The organism is Streptomyces sp. NPDC006339, assembly GCF_040612775.1.
GTDB lineage: Bacteria > Actinomycetota > Actinomycetes > Streptomycetales > Streptomycetaceae > Streptomyces.
This window is the reverse complement of sequence record NZ_JBEXQW010000089.1, coordinates 1-16,460: the sequence shown is the minus strand read 5'-3', so window position 1 is coordinate 16,460 and position 16,460 is coordinate 1. Positions and strand designations below refer to the sequence as shown.

At 72.4% G+C, this 16,460-nt stretch carries 17 protein-coding genes; 4 read left to right on the top strand and 13 right to left on the bottom strand.

Annotated elements, in window-relative coordinates:
* Positions 1-54: 54 nt before the first annotated feature.
* The 5 genes from ABZ135_RS37700 to ABZ135_RS37680 all read right to left on the bottom strand — a co-directional run bounded on the left by ABZ135_RS37700 (position 55) and on the right by ABZ135_RS37680 (position 5,408).
* Positions 55-1,725: a uroporphyrinogen-III synthase gene (locus tag ABZ135_RS37700; RefSeq protein WP_356702730.1), complete on the bottom strand. Its 1,671-nt coding sequence runs from the start codon at positions 1,723-1,725 to the stop codon at positions 55-57.
* The gene (gene hemC, locus ABZ135_RS37695) at positions 1,722-2,708 is read right to left on the bottom strand and encodes a hydroxymethylbilane synthase (protein WP_356702728.1); all 987 of its coding nucleotides are present in this window, start codon (positions 2,706-2,708) and stop codon (positions 1,722-1,724) included. The genes ABZ135_RS37700 and hemC overlap by 4 nt, the downstream gene beginning before the upstream one ends.
* Positions 2,705-4,060 carry a glutamyl-tRNA reductase gene (locus tag ABZ135_RS37690; protein ID WP_356702726.1) on the bottom strand — a complete coding sequence of 452 codons (1,356 nt, stop codon included), beginning with the start codon at positions 4,058-4,060 and terminating at the stop codon, positions 2,705-2,707. The genes hemC and ABZ135_RS37690 overlap by 4 nt, the downstream gene beginning before the upstream one ends.
* A complete protein-coding gene (locus tag ABZ135_RS37685) occupies positions 4,057-4,860 on the bottom strand; it encodes a redox-sensing transcriptional repressor Rex (RefSeq protein WP_356702724.1) in 804 nt (267 codons plus the stop codon). The genes ABZ135_RS37690 and ABZ135_RS37685 overlap by 4 nt, the downstream gene beginning before the upstream one ends.
* A gap of 272 nt (positions 4,861-5,132) precedes the next feature.
* Positions 5,133-5,408 carry a glutaredoxin family protein gene (locus ABZ135_RS37680; protein WP_356702723.1) on the bottom strand — a complete coding sequence of 92 codons (276 nt, stop codon included), beginning with the start codon at positions 5,406-5,408 and terminating at the stop codon, positions 5,133-5,135.
* A 97-nt stretch (positions 5,409-5,505) separates the two neighbouring features.
* On the opposite strand from ABZ135_RS37680, the gene ABZ135_RS37675 reads away from it, so the two are divergent.
* The 3 genes from ABZ135_RS37675 to ABZ135_RS37665 all read left to right on the top strand — a co-directional run bounded on the left by ABZ135_RS37675 (position 5,506) and on the right by ABZ135_RS37665 (position 9,161).
* Positions 5,506-6,450 (top strand): HAD-IB family hydrolase, encoded by a 945-nt coding sequence (locus ABZ135_RS37675; protein ID WP_356702721.1) that lies wholly within the window; start codon positions 5,506-5,508, stop codon positions 6,448-6,450.
* A 412-nt stretch (positions 6,451-6,862) separates the two neighbouring features.
* Positions 6,863-7,663 (top strand): ECF subfamily RNA polymerase sigma factor, BldN family, encoded by an 801-nt coding sequence (locus tag ABZ135_RS37670; protein WP_356702719.1) that lies wholly within the window; start codon positions 6,863-6,865, stop codon positions 7,661-7,663.
* A 298-nt stretch (positions 7,664-7,961) separates the two neighbouring features.
* On the top strand, positions 7,962-9,161 hold the full coding sequence (locus ABZ135_RS37665) for a DUF5667 domain-containing protein (RefSeq protein ID WP_356702717.1): 1,200 nt from the start codon (positions 7,962-7,964) through the stop codon (positions 9,159-9,161).
* A 74-nt stretch (positions 9,162-9,235) separates the two neighbouring features.
* Here ABZ135_RS37665 and ABZ135_RS37660 read toward each other — a convergent pair whose 3' ends face one another.
* From ABZ135_RS37660 to ABZ135_RS37625, 8 genes are all read right to left on the bottom strand, one after another.
* The gene (locus ABZ135_RS37660) at positions 9,236-10,303 is read right to left on the bottom strand and encodes a lysophospholipid acyltransferase family protein (RefSeq protein WP_356702715.1); all 1,068 of its coding nucleotides are present in this window, start codon (positions 10,301-10,303) and stop codon (positions 9,236-9,238) included.
* Between the two features lie 30 nt (positions 10,304-10,333).
* Entirely contained in the window at positions 10,334-11,395 is a 1,062-nt protein-coding gene (locus tag ABZ135_RS37655) for an NAD-dependent epimerase/dehydratase family protein (RefSeq protein WP_356702714.1), read from the bottom strand.
* Positions 11,396-11,555: 160 nt separating this feature from the next.
* Complete coding sequence (locus ABZ135_RS37650) at positions 11,556-11,654, bottom strand: AURKAIP1/COX24 domain-containing protein (protein WP_003948845.1); 99 nt, start codon at positions 11,652-11,654, stop codon at positions 11,556-11,558.
* A gap of 152 nt (positions 11,655-11,806) precedes the next feature.
* Positions 11,807-12,016 carry a helix-turn-helix domain-containing protein gene (locus tag ABZ135_RS37645; RefSeq protein WP_046910004.1) on the bottom strand — a complete coding sequence of 70 codons (210 nt, stop codon included), beginning with the start codon at positions 12,014-12,016 and terminating at the stop codon, positions 11,807-11,809.
* 127 nt (positions 12,017-12,143) lie between these two features.
* Positions 12,144-12,959, bottom strand: coding sequence for a phosphatase (locus ABZ135_RS37640; protein ID WP_356702711.1), 816 nt, complete (start codon positions 12,957-12,959; stop codon positions 12,144-12,146).
* A gap of 120 nt (positions 12,960-13,079) precedes the next feature.
* Positions 13,080-14,258 carry an acetoin utilization protein AcuC gene (locus ABZ135_RS37635; protein ID WP_356702710.1) on the bottom strand — a complete coding sequence of 393 codons (1,179 nt, stop codon included), beginning with the start codon at positions 14,256-14,258 and terminating at the stop codon, positions 13,080-13,082.
* The gene (locus ABZ135_RS37630; protein ID WP_356702708.1) at positions 14,227-15,447 is read right to left on the bottom strand and encodes an MFS transporter; all 1,221 of its coding nucleotides are present in this window, start codon (positions 15,445-15,447) and stop codon (positions 14,227-14,229) included. The genes ABZ135_RS37635 and ABZ135_RS37630 overlap by 32 nt, the downstream gene beginning before the upstream one ends.
* Before the next feature lie 43 nt (positions 15,448-15,490).
* On the bottom strand, positions 15,491-16,138 hold the full coding sequence (locus ABZ135_RS37625; RefSeq protein WP_356702706.1) for an HAD family hydrolase: 648 nt from the start codon (positions 16,136-16,138) through the stop codon (positions 15,491-15,493).
* A 113-nt stretch (positions 16,139-16,251) separates the two neighbouring features.
* Between ABZ135_RS37625 and ABZ135_RS37620 the strand changes: the two genes are divergently transcribed.
* The gene (locus ABZ135_RS37620) at positions 16,252-16,389 is read left to right on the top strand and encodes a hypothetical protein (protein ID WP_356702732.1); all 138 of its coding nucleotides are present in this window, start codon (positions 16,252-16,254) and stop codon (positions 16,387-16,389) included.
* Positions 16,390-16,460 lie beyond the last annotated feature (71 nt).

The following is a 16,460-nucleotide window of genomic DNA, read 5'->3' as shown; positions in this document are numbered from 1 at the left end:
ATCTGCCGATCACCCGTCAAGGGACCCGCGCCCCGCGGGCAGCGGCAGGGACGACTACGTCGTCCGGCGCCTGCGCGCCCCCGGCCTCCGCTCGCTCGGCCGCGTCACCGGATCCCCCGCCTCCAGCGCCGCCTCGCGGCGCCGCATGCCGAACTCCGCCAGCGCCTCGGCCAGCTTGTGGACGGACGGTTCCGGCGAGAGGACGTCGACCCGCAGGCCGTGCTCCTCCGCCGTCTTCGCGGTGGCGGGGCCGATGCAGGCGATGACGGTCACGTTGTGCGGCTTGCCGGCGATGCCGACCAGGTTCCGCACGGTCGACGACGAGGTGAAGAGCACCGCGTCGAAGCCGCCGCCCTTGATCGCCTCGCGCGTGTCCGCCGGCGGCGGCGACGCGCGCACCGTCCGGTAGGCGGTGACGTCGTCGACCTCCCAGCCGAGCTCGATCAGGCCCGCGACCAGCGTCTCGGTGGCGATGTCGGCGCGCGGCAGGAAGACGCGGTCGATGGGGTCGAAGACCGGGTCGTACGGGGGCCAGTCCTCCAGGAGGCCGGCCGCGGACTGCTCGCCGCTGGGCACCAGGTCCGGCTTCACACCGAAGTCGATCAGTGCCTTGGCGGTCTGTTCGCCCACCGCCGCGACCTTGATCCCCGCGAAGGCGCGGGCGTCGAGCCCGTACTCCTCGAACTTCTCCCGGACCGCCTTGACGGCGTTGACCGAGGTGAAGGCGATCCACTCGTAGCGGCCGGTGACCAGGCCCTTGACCGCCCGCTCCATCTGCTGCGGGGTGCGCGGCGGCTCGACGGCGATGGTCGGCACCTCGTGCGGCACGGCGCCGTACGAGCGCAACTGGTCGGAGAGCGACGCGGCCTGTTCCTTGGTGCGCGGCACGAGGACCCGCCAGCCGAAGAGCGGCTTGGACTCGAACCAGGACAACTGGTCCCGCTGCGCCGGGGCGCTGCGCTCGCCGACCACGGCTATCGCCGGCCGGTGGCCCTCGGGCGAGGGGAGCACCTTGCCCTGCTTGAAGACCTGGGCGATGGTGCCGAGCGTCGCGGTCCAGGTGCGCTGCCGCGTCGTCGTACCGGCGATGGTGACGGTGAGGGGGGTGTCCGGCTTACGGCCGGCCGCCACCAGTTCACCGGCGGCCGCCGCCACCGCGTCGAGCGAGGTGGAGACGACGACGGTGCCGTCGGAGGCGCCGACCTCGGCCCAGCAGCGGTCGTCGGCGGTGCGGGCGTCGACGAAGCGGACGTCGGTGCCCTGCGCGTCGCGCAGCGGTACACCGGCGTACGCGGGCACGCCCACCGCCGTCGCCACGCCGGGCACGACCTCGAAGGGGATGCCCTCGGCAGCGCAGGCCAGCATCTCCTGGCCCGCGTTGCCGTCGAGGCCGGGGTCGCCGGTCACCGCACGGACGACCCGCTTGCCGCCGCGCGCGGCCTCCATGACAAGATTGGTCGCATCCCTCAACACGGGGACACCGACGGTTGTTGACGCCTCGTCGACAACCGTCAGCTCAGGCGTGCTCACGCCCGGACGGGCATGGCCGCGGACGACTTCGAGCACCTCCGGCTCGGCGATCAGGACGTCCGCGCCGGCCAGGGCGTCGACGGCCCGGAGCGTCAGCAGTCCGGGGTCGCCGGGTCCGGCGCCGAGGAAGGTGACGTGTCCGTGGCCGGTGAAGGCGGCGGGCGCGGGGCTGGTGGTCGGGCTGGTGGGGCTCAAAGTGCTCGCTCCCCCATAAGACCGGCCGCACCCTTGGCGAGCATCTCGTCCGCGAGTTCGCGTCCGAGTGCCACCGCCTCGTCGTAGGAGGTGGGTACGGAACCGGTGGTGGACAGCTGCACCAGCGTGGTGCCGTCGGTGGTGCCGACGACGCCGCGAAGGCGCATTTCGGTGACAACCTGCCCGTGACCGGGGCCGTCGGCCAGCAGGTCGGCCAGCGCACCCACGGGTGCGGAGCAGCCGGCCTCCAGGGCGGCGAGCAGGGATCGCTCGGCGGTCACGGCGGCCCGGGTGTACGGGTCGTCGAGCTCGGCGAGCGTGGCGACGAGGTCGGCGGCGGACGCCGCGCACTCGACGGCCAGGGCCCCCTGGCCGGGGGCGGGCAGGACCGTGTCGACCGACAGGTGGTCGACCGACAGGGAGCCGGTGAGCTCCTCGGTCCCGCCGATGCGGTTGAGTCCGGCCGCGGCGAGTACCACCGCGTCCAGTTCTCCGCTGCGTACATAGCCGACGCGGGTGTCGATGTTGCCCCGGATCGGTACGGTCTCGATGGTCAGGCCGTGGCTGCGCGCGTACGCGTTGAGCTGGGCCATGCGGCGCGGGGAGCCGGTGCCGACGCGGGCGCCGGCCGGGAGCGTCGCCAGCGTGAGGCCGGGCCGGGCGACGAGGACATCGCGCGGGTCCTCGCGCTCGGGGATCGCCGCCAGCACCAGGTCGGGGTGCCGGGCGGTCGGCAGGTCCTTGAGGGAGTGCACGGCGAAGTCGATCTCGCCGGCGAGCAGCGCGTCGCGCAGGGCGGCGACGAAGACGCCGGTGCCGCCGATCTGCGCGAGGTGCTCGCGGGAGGTGTCCCCGTACGTCGTGATCTCCACGAGCTCGACGGGCCGGCCGGTCAGCCGCCGGACGGCGTCGGCCACATGTCCGGACTGGGACATGGCGAGCTTGCTGCGCCTGGTCCCGAGCCTCAGTGCCCTCTCGGTCATACTCGCCCTCGGTTCTTGACGTCGCCGTCGTTCAGGTCGGCCCGGCTGACAGAGGCAACCGTCTCCGGGTCGAGGTCGAAGAGTGTGCGCAGCGCGTCGGCGTACCCGGCGCCGCCGGGCTCGCTGGCGAGCTGCTTGACGCGCACGGTGGGCGCGTGCAGCAGCTTGTCGACCACGCGCCGCACGGTCTGGGTGATCTCGGCGCGCTGCTTGTCGTCGAGGCCGGGCAGCCGGCCTTCGAGGCGGGCGATCTCGCCGGCCACCACGTCGGCGGCCATGGCGCGCAGGGCGACCACGGTCGGCGTGATGTGGGCGGCGCGCTGGGCGGCGCCGAAGGCGGCGACCTCGTCGGCGACGATGGTGCGCACCTGGTCGACGTCGGCGGCCATGGGCGCGTCGGCGGAGGCTTCGGCCAGCGATTCGATGTCGACGAGGCGGACGCCCGGCATGCGGTGGGCGGCGGCGTCGATGTCGCGGGGCATGGCCAGGTCGAGCAGGTGGAGAGGGGCGGTGCGGCCGCGCAGGGCGGTCTCCACGTGCTCGCCGGTGAGGACGAGGCCGGTGGCGCCGGTGCAGGAGACGACGATGTCGGCCCGGGCCAGTTCGTCGCCGACGGCAACCATCTCGGCCGCGCGCGCGGACACGCCCGTCCCTCCGGGCTCGGTGAGGATCTCCACGAGCCGGTCGGCGCGCTCCATGGTGCGGTTGGCGATGACGATCTCGCCGACGCCGGCCCGGGCGAGGGTCGCGGCGGCCAGCGAGGACATCGAGCCGGCGCCGATGACCAGGGCGTGCTTGCCCTTGGCCCAGGTGTCGACGTCGGTGCCGTCGGCGAGCTGCTCGAGTCCGAAGGTGACGAGCGACTGCCCGGCCCGGTCGATGCCGGTCTCGCTGTGGGCGCGCTTGCCGACCCGCAGTGCCTGCTGGAACAGGTCGTTCAGGAGGCGGCCGGCGGTGTGCAGCTCCTGGCCGGTGGCGAGGGCGTCCTTGATCTGGCCGAGGATCTGTCCCTCGCCGACGACCATGGAGTCGAGGCCGCAGGCCACCGAGAAGAGGTGGTGGACGGCCCGGTCCTCGTAGTGCACATAGAGATAAGGGGTGAGCTCTTCGAGGCCGACGCCGCTGTGCTGGGCGAGCAGGGTGGACAGCTCGGCGACACCGGCGTGGAACTTGTCCACGTCGGCGTAGAGCTCGATGCGGTTGCACGTGGCCAGGACGGCGCCCTCGGCGGCCGGTTCGGCGGCGAGGGTGTCGTGGAGCAGCTTGATCCGGGCGTCCGGGGAGAGGGCGGCCCGCTCCAGGACGCTGACGGGGGCGCTGCGGTGGCTGAGGCCGACGACGAGGAGGCTCATGCCGGCATCACGGCGGGCATGTCCCCGTCGGGTCCCTTGCGGCCGGCGTCCTCCGCGGCACGGGCGGCGGGCGGTACGGCGGGGGTGTCGGCGCCGGGCTCGGCGGCCGGTTCGGCACCGGCCTCGGCGCCCGACTCCTCGCCGGCCTTGCGCTGCTCGTGGAAGGCGAGGATCTGCAGCTCGATGGAGAGGTCGACCTTGCGCACGTCCACGCCGTCGGGCACGGACAGCACGGTCGGGGCGAAGTTCAGGATGGAGGTGACACCGGCGGCCACGAGGCGGTCGCAGACCTGCTGGGCGACGCCGGCCGGGGTGGCGATGACGCCGATGGAGACGCCGTCCTCGCTGATGATCTTCTCGAGGTCGTCGCTGTGCTGGACGGGGATCCCGGCGACCGGCTTGCCGGTCATGGCGGGGTCGGCGTCGATCAGCGCGGCGACGCGGAAGCCGCGGGAGGCGAAACCGCCGTAGCCCGCGAGGGCGGCGCCGAGGTTACCGATGCCGACGATGACCACGGGCCAGTCCTGGGTGAGCCCGAGCTCGCGGGAGATCTGGTAGACGAGGTACTCGACGTCGTAGCCGACGCCGCGCGTCCCGTACGAACCGAGGTAGCTGAAGTCCTTGCGCAGCTTCGCGGAGTTGACCCCCGCGGCGGCCGCGAGCTCCTCGGAGGAGACCGTGGGAACGGAGCGCTCCGACAGTGCCGTGAGGGCACGCAGATACAGCGGAAGGCGGGCGACGGTGGCCTCGGGAATTCCTCGGCTACGGGTCGCCGGTCGGTGAGTTCGGCCAGTTGCCACGGTGCTCCTGCGGGATGAGCGGGGCTGTAGGCGGCCGTGTGTCCCAGGACCGCCCCGTCGAATGCAGGCTATGTCTTTGTGAACGCGTGCACAAAGATGGTGTCCGTTTTGTCTGGCCAAAGTGACCGGGGTCACGCGACCGGTTCGCGCCGGAACGGAACCGCGGACGACGTCGACGCGTTGAGAACCCGACGGGGGCAAAACCGCACACTCTCCTTACGACGCCGCCCCCGAAACCCAACAAAACGTGCACGATGGTAGCCGTCTTTCGGTCAGGCACCCAGTTCGCGACGGAGCCGTCCGGCGTCGACACGCCAGAAGGTGTGCTGTTCGCCGTCGACCAGAACGACCGGGATCTGCTCCCAGTACGCCCGGTGCAGCTCCTCGTCCTGGGTGATGTCCTTCTCCTCCCAGAGTGCTCCCGTCTCCGCGCAGACGGACTCGATCACCGCCCTGGCGTCGTCGCACAGGTGGCACCCCGGCTTGCCGATCAGCGTCACCGTTCGCGGACCGCTCTTCTTCTTCGTACGACCGAACATGCCGTCCATTCTGCGCGCCGCGGGGAAACGCGGGCGCCGCCCGGTGTTCACGCCACGGCATCCCCGCACGTCCGGAAGTTCCGAACAGACTGGCTATGCTCACGGCATGGCCGCTCTGGGATGGCTCACCCCCCGTAGGCGCTCCGCCACCGCGCGCAGCGTCCTGGCAGGCGAGGCCGCCGCCGAGGCGGCCCGCAAGACCTCGCACGAGCTGGAGCTGGAGCGAGAGGCGGCCGCGGCCGCCGCCGCGCCCGCCGAACCCGAGTTCCCGGTCGCCGGCGATGTGCGGGCCGCGGCCTTCTTCGACCTCGACAACACCGTCATGCAGGGCGCCGCGATCTTCCACTTCGGCCGCGGCCTGTACAAGCGGAAGTTCTTCCAGCGCCGCGAGCTGGCCCGCTTCGCCTGGCAGCAGGCGTGGTTCCGGCTCGCCGGCGTCGAGGACCCCGAGCACATGCAGGACGCCCGCGAGAGCGCCCTGTCCATCGTCAAGGGCCACCGCGTCTCTGAGCTGATGTCGATCGGCGAGGAGATCTACGACGAGTACATGGCCGACCGGATCTGGCCCGGCACCCGCGCCCTCGCCCAGGCGCACCTGGACGCGGGCCAGAAGGTCTGGCTGGTCACCGCCGCCCCCGTCGAGACCGCCACGATCATCGCCCGCCGCCTCGGTCTCACCGGCGCGCTCGGCACGGTCGCCGAGTCCGTCGACGGCGTCTACACCGGCAAGCTGGTCGGCGAGCCCCTGCACGGCCCGGCCAAGGCCGAGGCGGTGCGCGCGCTGGCCGCCGCCGAGGGCCTGGACCTCGCGCGCTGCGCCGCGTACAGCGACTCGCACAACGACATCCCGATGCTGTCGCTGGTCGGCCACCCCTACGCCATCAACCCGGACACCAAGCTGCGCCGGTACGCCAAGGAGCGCGACTGGCGGCTGCGCGACTACCGGACCGGCCGCAAGGCGGCCAAGGTCGGCATCCCGGCCGCCGCGGGCGTCGGCGCCCTCGCCGGCGGCACCGCCGCCGCGCTCGCCCTGCACCGCCGCCGCCGCTGAGCCACGGCCGGATCCCGCCGATACGTTTCGTCCGCGATCATCTGCGACAACCCGGGACCGGCGCCCCTCACCCGTACGTGGTCGAACAGCCCCGCACAGGTCGACCCCCGGGCATTCCGCACTCCCTACCCGGCAGCGGCCCCGATCACGCACCCGTCCCGCACTTGAGCACAACCGACTGCGCCCTTGATCACACTCGGAAGCAAACCGATCAACAATCAGTCATCAACTACACCTCGTTCCGTCAGCAAGCGGTAACGGATACGACTGAATCGATGATTTGAGCAACTGGGTGTAGCGCCGCCTGTACGAAGCGTTATTCTCCTCAGACGCACACCGGAACCCTCACGTCGCCACGACGAGTGAACGGTCCCGCACTGCACGTGATGGAAGCTCTGCCTCTGGGAGTCCCGTGTACCCACACGTCGGGGTTGACGCCTCGGGCCTGGCTACGCTGCGCGCAACGGTCCTCGACCACTTGCGCGGCTTCGTCCCCACCGCGTACGCCGGCCTCGCACCCGCCTTCAGCGGGCCCGCCTTCGCAGGGCCGGCACCCGCCGGTCCTTGCTACGCCCTCGCCGAGAGCGGTGCCGCTGTCGGCAGACGCGGCACCCGGGGCGGCGCCGGAACCTCGACCGCCGCCCGCCGGCCCACCGCCGACAGCGACAGCGCCCGCATGATGGACCTGGTCGAGCGCGCCCAGGCGGGCGAGGCCGAGGCATTCGGCCGTCTCTACGACCAGTACAGCGACACCGTCTACCGCTACATCTACTACCGCGTCGGCGGAAAGGCGACGGCGGAGGACCTCACCAGCGAGACGTTCCTGCGCGCCCTGCGCCGGATCTCCACCTTCACCTGGCAGGGCCGCGACTTCGGCGCCTGGCTGGTCACGATCGCCCGCAACCTGGTCGCCGACCACTTCAAGTCGAGCCGCTTCCGTCTGGAGGTCACCACCGGCGAGATGCTCGACGCCAACGAGGTCGAGCGCAGCCCGGAGGACTCCGTCCTCGAGTCCCTCTCCAACGCCGCCCTCCTCGACGCCGTCCGCCGCCTCAACCCGCAGCAGCAGGAGTGCGTGACCCTCCGCTTCCTCCAGGGCCTCTCGGTCGCCGAGACCGCCCGGGTCATGGGGAAGAACGAGGGCGCCATCAAGACCCTGCAGTACCGGGCCGTCCGCACCCTGGCCCGCCTCCTCCCGGACGACGCCCGCTGAGCGCTCCGCTCCCCCCACACGCGTCCCGTCGGCCCGTCCCGCCGTCCCCGCCCGGCCTCACCCCCCACACCACCACGACCCCCGCCCAACTCACAGTCGGTGACGCCTCGATGACGCACTGGTCCGATCATCTTTCGCGCGTAACCCAAGTGCCGCGCCGCTCGTTGTGCGAAATGCAGGCTCCCTGTGGTCACGCCATGTCCACGTCCACTCACTCTTTCGTGTGGATGCGCTCAAGGTGTGCAACCTTCCGAACCCCCCGGGGAGTCGACCGTCATGACGAGAGGAGGTGCCGCCAGTGATCGCGAACGTTTCGGCGCACCGGCGGGCGAACGCCTTCGCCCAGGCCCTGGAGGATCGGACGTCCGAGGGCGCGGCGGCCGAGCAGCCCGAGGCATCGGCCGAAGCGGCCGATCACGGACGGCTGTTGGCCCTGGCGAACGGTCTCGGCGCGTTGCCGAAGCCGGAGATGGACCCCGAGGTCAAGGTGGTGCAGCGGGCTCAGCTCGTCGCCGCCATGGAAGCGATGCTCGCGGAAGGGAGCGCGGGCGCGGGCCCTACGGTGCCGGAGCAGCGGACCGTCGGCCGGGGAGCCCACCGGGCCTCCCCGCTCAGGAAGTTGCGCCCACGGTCCCGCTGGACCAAGGGGCTCGCCGCCGGCGGCCTCACCGTCGGTGTGGCCGCGGGAGCGTTCAGCGGAGTGGCCGCCGCCAGCTCCGACGCCCTCCCCGGTGACTCCCTCTACGGGCTGAAGCGCGGCATGGAGGACATCAAGCTCGGGATGGCGGACGACGACGCCGACCGGGGCGGGATCTATCTCGACCAGGCGTCCACCCGTCTGAGCGAGGCCCGCAGACTCATGGAGCGAGGCCGCTCCGGCGACCTCGACCACGAATCGCTCAACGAGATCCGTCGCGTCCTCGGCGGCATGAAGCACGACGCCTCCGAGGGCCACCGCCTGCTCCGCCGTGCCTATGAACGGGACGGCGAGATCGGCCCCATGGCCCGGCTCAACTCCTTCGCCCAGGCCCACCGGGCCACCTGGGACGGACTGCGCGACCGGCTGCCGGTCCAGTTGACGGACGTCGGCAACGAGGTGAGCGACGTCTTCGACGCCATAGACGAAGAGGTCGAGCCGCTCCAGTCCGTGCTCCCGCGCACCCCCGAGCGCGGCTCCATCGGTTCCGGCGACCCGAGCGCGCCGCGAAACACCCCGACCGCCGACCCCCGGCAGTCGCACACCTCACCCGCCGCCCCCTCGACGGGCGGCGACCCCACCCAGCCCGGACCCTCCGGTTCCGGCCCGGGCACGGGCGCACCGGAGGACGACGGACTCCTGGGCGGCAACACGGGCGGCCTGCTCGACCCGCCGCACACGGGCCCGAGCACGCCGTCGTCCGGCGAGGACCCCACCTCCCGCGTCCCGGACGTGGAGATCCCGCCCATCCTGCCGGGCCTGCTGCCGGGCCTCGGCATCGACAGCAGCGACGCGCAGTAACGGCGATACGGGGAAGGGGGGTGCCGTCCGTCGGGACGGCACCCCCCTTCCCCGTACGGCGCGCACGCGTACGGTCAGAAGAAGACCGACCTCCGCTGCACCAGCAGCTTGTAGAGCGCGTGCTGGATCTGTTCCCGTACCTGGTCGGTCAGGTTGAACATCAGCATCGGGTCCTCCGCCGCCTCCAGCGGATAGCCGTCCGTCGGGATCGGCTCACCGAACTGGATCGTCCACTTCGTCGGCAACGGCAGCGCGCCCAGCGGCCCCAGCCACGGGAAGGTCGGGGTCAGCGGGAAGTACGGCAGGCCGAGCACCCGCGCCAGCGTCTTGGCGTTGCCCAGCATCGGATAGATCTCCTCGGCGCCCACGATCGAGCACGGCACGATCGGCACCCCGGCCCGCAGCGCCGTCGACACGAAGCCGCCCCGCCCGAAGCGCTGGAGCTTGTACCGCTCGGAGAACGGCTTCCCGATGCCCTTGAAGCCCTCCGGCATCACCCCGACGACCTCACCGGCCCGCAGCAGCCGCTCCGCGTCCTCCGCGCAGGCCAGGGTGTGCCCCGCCTTGCGGGCCAGCTCGTTGACCACCGGGAGCATGAAGACCAGGTCGGCGGCGAGCAGCCGCAGGTGCCGGCCGGCCGGGTGGTGGTCGTGGACGGCGACCTGCATCATCAGGCCGTCCAGCGGCAGCGTCCCGGAGTGGTTGGCCACCACCAGGGCGCCGCCCTGCTTCGGGATGTTCTCGACCCCCTTCACCTCCACCCGGAAGTACTTCTCGTACAGCGGGCGGAGCAGCGACATCAGGACCTGGTCGGTGAGCTCCTCGTCGTAGCCGAACTCGTCGACCTCGTAGTCACCGGTCACCCGCCGCCTCAGGAAGGCGAGTCCGCCGGCCAGCCTCCGCTCCCAGCCCGCCCGCGCCGGGGGCTCGGCGGGAGGCGCGGCGGCCCGCAGCCCCTCCCCGGGCCCCTCCCCGGGCCCCTCCCCGGGCGCCTCCCCAGGTCCCTCCCCGGGCGCCTCCTCGGGCGCCTGCTGGGCCGGGAGGGCCCGTACGGCGGCCTCCGCACCGCCGCCGCGTGCCGGGGGCCTGCGGCGCGCCCGTGACCGGTCGTCGTCGAACGGAATGACCTTGGCGTCCGCCATCGCGATCTGGGCTCCTCTTCGGCTCTTCGGCTAGTCGGCTGCAGCGGTCTTGGAGGGCGGCGGCGCGGGGGCGAATCGCCCGGCGACGCTGTCCACGGCGCCCGCGAGCAGCTCGGGCGGCAGCAGTCCCGGCCCGCGGCTCGCGGCGAAGTCCGCGAACGCCTCCGCGGTCGTGTAGCGGGGTTCGAAGCCGAGGGTCTCGCGCATCTGGACGGTGGAGACCACCCGACCGTGCGTCAGCAGCCGGATCTGCTCCGGCGAGAAGTCGGTCACCCCGACCGTACGCAGCGCCTGCCCCACCCAGGTGACCGCGGGCAGCAGCACCGGCACCGTCGGCCGGCCGAGCCGCCGCGCGCACTGGGAGAGCAGCAGCACCCCGTCCCCGGCCACGTTGAACGTGCCGCTGTTCAGGGTGCCCCGGCGCGGCTCGCCCGCCGCGAGCTCCAGGACGTCGATGACGTCGTCCTCGTGGACGAACTGCAGGCGCGGGTCGTAGCCGAAGACGGTCGGCAGGACCGGCAGCGCCAGATACTCGGCAAGCGGCGAGTCCACCCGGGGCCCCAGGATGTTCGCGAACCGCAGCACGCACACCGCCACGTCCGGCCGGCGCCGGGCGAAGCCCCGTACGTAGCCCTCGACCTCGACCGCGTCCTTGGCGAAGCCCCCGCTCGGCAGCGACTTCGCCGGGGTCGTCTCCGTGAAGACGGCCGGGTCCCGGGGCGCGGAGCCGTAGACGCTGGTGCTGGACTTCACCACGAGCCGTTTGATCCGGGGCGACTTCTGGCAGGCGCCGAGCAACTGCATGGTGCCGATGACGTTGGTCTCCTTGACCGACGTACGGCCGCCGGCGCCCAGCGCCGTTCCGGTGACGTCCATATGGACGACCGTGTCGACGTCGTACTGGGCCAAGACCTTGGCGATGGCCGGCAGGCGGATGTCCGCCCGGACGAACACGGCCTCGCCGAGCGGGTGCGGGGACTCGACCGCGTCCACCGCGACCACCCGCTCCACCTCCGGGTCCCGCTGGACGCGCCGTACGAAACGGGCGCCGAGGTGCCGGGCCGCACCGGTGACGAGCACGACCTTGCCCAAGATCAGCGCCTTCCGTCGGGTCTTCCGTGGATATTCCGTCGGTGTTCCGTCGACCGCCACCGTAGCGCCTCCCCGTCGCGGCGCAATAAAAAGCGTGGCCCCCCACCGCGGAACGGTGAAGGGCCACGCCCGGCGCGGAACGCCGTCGTTACAGCGACGCCTACTTCTTGTTGCGACGCTGAACGCGGGTGCGCTTGAGCAGCTTGCGGTGCTTCTTCTTGGCCATCCGCTTACGCCGCTTCTTGATAACAGAGCCCACGACTACCCTCGCTCACTTCTCGGAACATCCCCGCGCCAGCGGGGATCGGTGCGGGGCGTCTGGGCCCACACGACCTACGAGGGGCTAGCCTACCGCCCCGAGCGACCCGCTTGTAATCCGAGGGCGGATCCGGGCTTCCGGCCGCGCGCTCGCTACGCGGTCGCCACCCCCACGAAGGACTCCCTCAGGTACTCGTGCACCGCTTGTTCCGGCACCCGGAAGGACCTTCCCACCCGGATCGCCGGCAGATGACCGCTGTGTACCAAGCGGTACACGGTCATCTTCGAGACGCGCATCACCGAGGCGACCTCCGCCACGGTCAGGAACTTCACCTCGTTGAGAGGCCTGTCGCCAGCAGCCATGACCCACCTGTACCTTCCGCACACGACGCCCACCGGCTTCCCCTCCGGTGACTCTTCGTCGCTGAGCGCTCACGCCCAGAGTAGGGGCGGGTGGTACGAGTGGGGAAGAGGAGCTGCCATCGGCCGTTTACCGTGACAGACACGCTCGATTGAGTACATAGCGAGTGAGTGGACGGTAGTAGTCCGAACGGACCCCGTCATCAAGCGGAACGGCCACGGACACCTGCCCCTCCGCCTCCCCGACGAACAGCGCGGGATCGTCCGTGTCGGCCAGGCCGATGGCCTCGATACCGAGCTGACCTGCCCCGCAGACCCAGCCGTGGTCCCCCACCACCAGCTCCGGAAGCGGCCCGCCGCACTCGGCAGCGCCTTCGAGCGCCACCCTGACCGGTAGCGGCGAGTGCGTGTGCGCCCCCGGCTCGCGCCCTGCGGCCGGCAGGTCCGGTTCTCGCACCAGCGCGACACCCCGTACGTAGTCGAGCCGGTACGTGCGTAGACCGAACCGGGTCGTTATGTCGACACATCTCCCCTGCGCCGGGGTGAGAACAAGACATCCCGCCGCCGACAAAGCGTCTGCGAGAGCGGCGTAGAAACCCAGGAGCCGGTGCGGATGCCCCGTCCCGAAGAGCACCGGAGCCCGCCGCGCCGCCGCCTCCCCGAGCCGCTCCGCGAACGCCCCCAACGCCCCGAGGGTCCGCTCCGGATCGATCACGTCGAGCCCCGAGCGGTGCGCCGGATCACCCGACACCCCGCACCGGTCCGCCATCAGCCGCAGCAGCTCGGCCTCGTCCCACCCCCGGGCCGGATCGAGACCGAGGGTCACCCGCGGATCCCGCGCGGCGAACAGCCGATAGCTCCGCAGGCTCACCTCCCGCGACGTCGCCACGGTCCCGGCCAGCCCGGCCGCCAACAGATGCGCCCGCAGCGCCCCGGTACTCAGCACCCGACCGATGCTGCCGGACCCCACCCGGGCCAGGGTCAAAACCGGCCGCACACCGCACAGTCGGCGTAACGCGCCCCCGTGCCCCGCCCGACCGGCACCAGTCCGCGGGCGGCGTACGGCTCAGGCCAGCAGCCCCCGCAGCGGGAACACCGCCCGACGCGTCGCCAGCACCGCCTGGTCCAGCCGGTCCGCAGGGTCGTAGCCCTCCGCCCAGTCGCGCCATCCGACCGGCCACCGACCGTCCGTCATCCGCATCGGGCCCGGCTGCCGCGTCCGCGCGTACACCTCGTCCCGCCAGGAGGACGGGATCACCGACGCCGGCTCCACCGGAGCGTGCGCCGCGATCCCCACCAGATGCGTCCACGACCGCGGTACGACGTCCACCACCGCGTACCCGCCCCCGCCGAGCGCCACCCACCTGCCGCCCTCGACATGCGCGTGCGCCAGCTCGTGGCACGCCTCCTGCACCGCCCGCTGCGCGTCCAGCGACACCGCCAGATGCGCCAGCGGGTCCTCGAAGTGCGTGTCCGCCCCGTGCTGGGTGATCAGCACCTGCGGCCGGAAATCGGCGAGCAGCTCCGGCACCACCGCGTGGAAGGCCCGCAGCCACCCCGCGTCCCCGGTCCCCGCCGGCAGCGCCACGTTCACCGCCCCGCCCTCGCCCGCGCCGGCCGCGCCCGTCTCCTCCGGCCAGCCCGTCTGCGGGAACAGCGTCCGCGGGTGCTCGTGCAGCGAGATCGTCAGGACCCGCGGGTCCTCCCAGAACGCCGCCTGCACCCCGTCCCCGTGGTGCACGTCCACGTCCACGTACGCGACCCGCTCCGCGCCCAGCTCGAGCAGCCGGGCGATCGCCAGCGCCGCGTCGTTGTAGATGCAGAAGCCCGACGCGGCCCCCGGCATCGCGTGGTGCAGTCCGCCCGCGAAGTTCACCGCGTGCGCCGCCTCCCCGCGCCACACGGCCTCCGCCGCGCCCACCGACTGGCCCGCGATCAGCGCCGACACCTCGTGCATGCCGGCGAACGCCGGGTCGTCCACGGTCCCCAGGCCGTACGCCTGGTCCGCGGCCTTCGGATCCGCCGAGGCCGCCCGCACCGCCGCCACGTAGTCCTCGCGGTGCACGAGCCGCAGCGTCGAGTCGCCGACCGGCCGCCCCGCCACCACGTCCACCGCCCGGTCGAGCCCGTACGCCCGCACCAGCCCCATGGTCAGCGCGAGCCGCACCGGGTCCATCGGGTGCTCGGGCCCGAAGTCGTAGCCCGTGACAGCTTCATCCCACATCAACAGTGCGCGGCCGCTCATGCCCGCCACCGTATCGGGCCCCCGGAGCGGCGAACGACGTGGCGTACACCACCGTCACGAGCACCAGCACCATCGGCACCAGCATCGCCCCCCGGTACGACCACGCCTCACCGAGCGCCCCGACCAGCGGCGAGCCAATCAGGAAACCCACGTAGTTGAAGACGTTCAGCCGCGCCACCGCCGCGTCGCTCGCCCCGGGGAACAGGCGGCCCGCCGCGGCGAAGGTCTGCGGCACGATCACGCTCAGCCCGAGCCCCAGGACCGTGAACCCGGCCATCCCCGCCCACGCGCCCGGCGCCACCGCGACCACCGCGAAGCCCAGCGCCGCGAGCACCGCCCCGCCCCGCACCACCAGCACGGCCCCGAGGCGCCGCACGCCGAGGTCGCCGACGGCCCGCCCGAGCAGCGTCGTCACCATGTACGCGTTGTACGGCACGGTCGCCAGCTCCTCCGAGCTGTGCAGGACGTCCTGGAGGTACTTCGCCGACCAGTTGGAGACGGTCGAGTCCCCGATGTACGCGAAGGTCATCACCAGGCAGAGCGGCAGCAGCAGCCGGAACGCGCCCCCGCCGGAGCCCGCCCCGGCCCCCTCCGCCTCCTCCTCCGTCTCCGCCGGTCCGCGGCCCGGTTCCCCGGCCGCGTACCAGCGGCTTGCCACGAGCGCGGCCGGCAGCAGCACCGCCACCACCGGCAGATAGGACGCGAACAGCGACAGGTCCCCGTGCGCCCCCGCCCAGGCCAGCGTGGCACCGGCGATGCCCCCGAGGCTGTACGCGGCGTGGAAACCGAGCATGATGCTCCGCCCGTACGCCCGCTGGAGGCTCACCCCCAGCATGTTCATGGACGCGTCCAGGGCCCCGACGGCGAGCCCGAACACGCCCAGCGCGACGGCCACCGCCCACAGCCCCGTACCGGCGCCGACCGCCAGGAGCGCGAGCAGCACCACCGGCTGCGACCAGCGCAGTACGGCCGCGGCGCCGATCCGTACGACGAGCTTCTCCGTGAGGACGCTGGCCACCCCGGCGAGCACCGGCACGGCGGACAGGAACGCCGGAAGGAGCGCGTCGGATATCCCGTACCGGTCCTGGATCGCCGGGATACGGGTCACGAGCAGGGCGAAGGTGACCCCCTGCACGAAGAAGCCGACCGCCAGGGATCCCCGCCCACGCCGCAACCGCGCATCCGTCATGGCGGCACAGCGTAGGCCCGCACCCTACCGAGGGGTAGGTGGATCACAGACCCAAAATCGCGGGCAGCTCGTCCATGGCCCGGAAGAAGCCGGTGGCGCCGGTCAGCTTCGCCTCGGGCGTCATCGCGGTGAAGCCGTACACGTCCATCCCGGCCGCGACGGCGGCCTGGACCCCGAGCCGACTGTCCTCGACGACGAGACAGCGCTCGGGTGCCACTCCCATGCGTTCCGCGGCGTGGAGGAAGAGGTCGGGCGCCGGCTTGCCGCGCCCGACGTCCTCGGCGCTGAACACGATCTCGTCCGGGAACCACACGTCGAGCCCGGTCTTCCGGTGCCCGACGCGGATCCGCCGGTGACTGCCGGAGGAGGCCACGCAGTACGGGACGCCCGCCGCGGCCAGCCTCTTGAGCACGTCGGCGGCCCCGGCCACGGCCTCCAGCTCCCGCTCGAAGGCGGCGAAGACCCGCGCGTGGAACGTGTCGTCGAACTCCGCCGGCAACCGCCGCCCGCTGCGCTCCTCGATCACCTCGTGGATGCGGTGCATCGCGGACCCCATGTAGTCCCGCACCGATTCCTCGTACGTGGTGGGGTGCCCGAGCTCCGTGAGGTAGGCGGCGAGCAGCCGGTTGGAGATCGGCTCACTGTCGACCAGCACACCGTCGTTGTCGAAGACCACCAAGTCGTAACCCATGGGCTTCACCCTAGGGCCGTCGCGGCGAGCGCTCCCGGGCGCGAGAGCCCGGCTCAGGAACGCGGGGGCCCCTGGCGCCGCACCCGCTCCAACGCCTCGGCGAGCAGGTCCTCGTGCCGCAGGACGAAGTCCCCGTTGGGCAGCGGCTCATCCAGCGCCACGGCGTCACCGTCGTGGACGCCGCTCCCGACGACCTGGCCCCAGCCCTCGCGGACGCCTACCTGGCCCTGAAGGCGGCCGGCCGGCTCTGAGCTCGCGCGTGCGGCCCGGCGGGGCCCCGAACGCAGAAAAGCCCCGCACCATAAGGTGCGGGGCTTTCCCA

Excerpts from the sequence above, each read along its gene's own strand:
- ABZ135_RS37645 (WP_046910004.1), bottom strand. The coding sequence starts at position 12,016 with ATGGCTGCTGGCGACAGGCCTCTCAACGAGGTGAAGTTCCTGACCGTG.
- ABZ135_RS37635 (WP_356702710.1), bottom strand. The coding sequence starts at position 14,258 with ATGAGCGGCCGCGCACTGTTGATGTGGGATGAAGCTGTCACGGGCTAC.
- hemC (WP_356702728.1), bottom strand. The coding sequence starts at position 2,708 with ATGACCGAGAGGGCACTGAGGCTCGGGACCAGGCGCAGCAAGCTCGCC.
- ABZ135_RS37625 (WP_356702706.1), bottom strand. The coding sequence starts at position 16,138 with ATGGGTTACGACTTGGTGGTCTTCGACAACGACGGTGTGCTGGTCGAC.
- ABZ135_RS37680 (WP_356702723.1), bottom strand. The coding sequence starts at position 5,408 with ATGGACGGCATGTTCGGTCGTACGAAGAAGAAGAGCGGTCCGCGAACG.
- ABZ135_RS37690 (WP_356702726.1), bottom strand. The coding sequence starts at position 4,060 with ATGAGCCTCCTCGTCGTCGGCCTCAGCCACCGCAGCGCCCCCGTCAGC.
- ABZ135_RS37660 (WP_356702715.1), bottom strand. The coding sequence starts at position 10,303 with ATGGCGGACGCCAAGGTCATTCCGTTCGACGACGACCGGTCACGGGCG.
- ABZ135_RS37675 (WP_356702721.1), top strand. The coding sequence starts at position 5,506 with ATGGCCGCTCTGGGATGGCTCACCCCCCGTAGGCGCTCCGCCACCGCG.
- ABZ135_RS37630 (WP_356702708.1), bottom strand. The coding sequence starts at position 15,447 with ATGACGGATGCGCGGTTGCGGCGTGGGCGGGGATCCCTGGCGGTCGGC.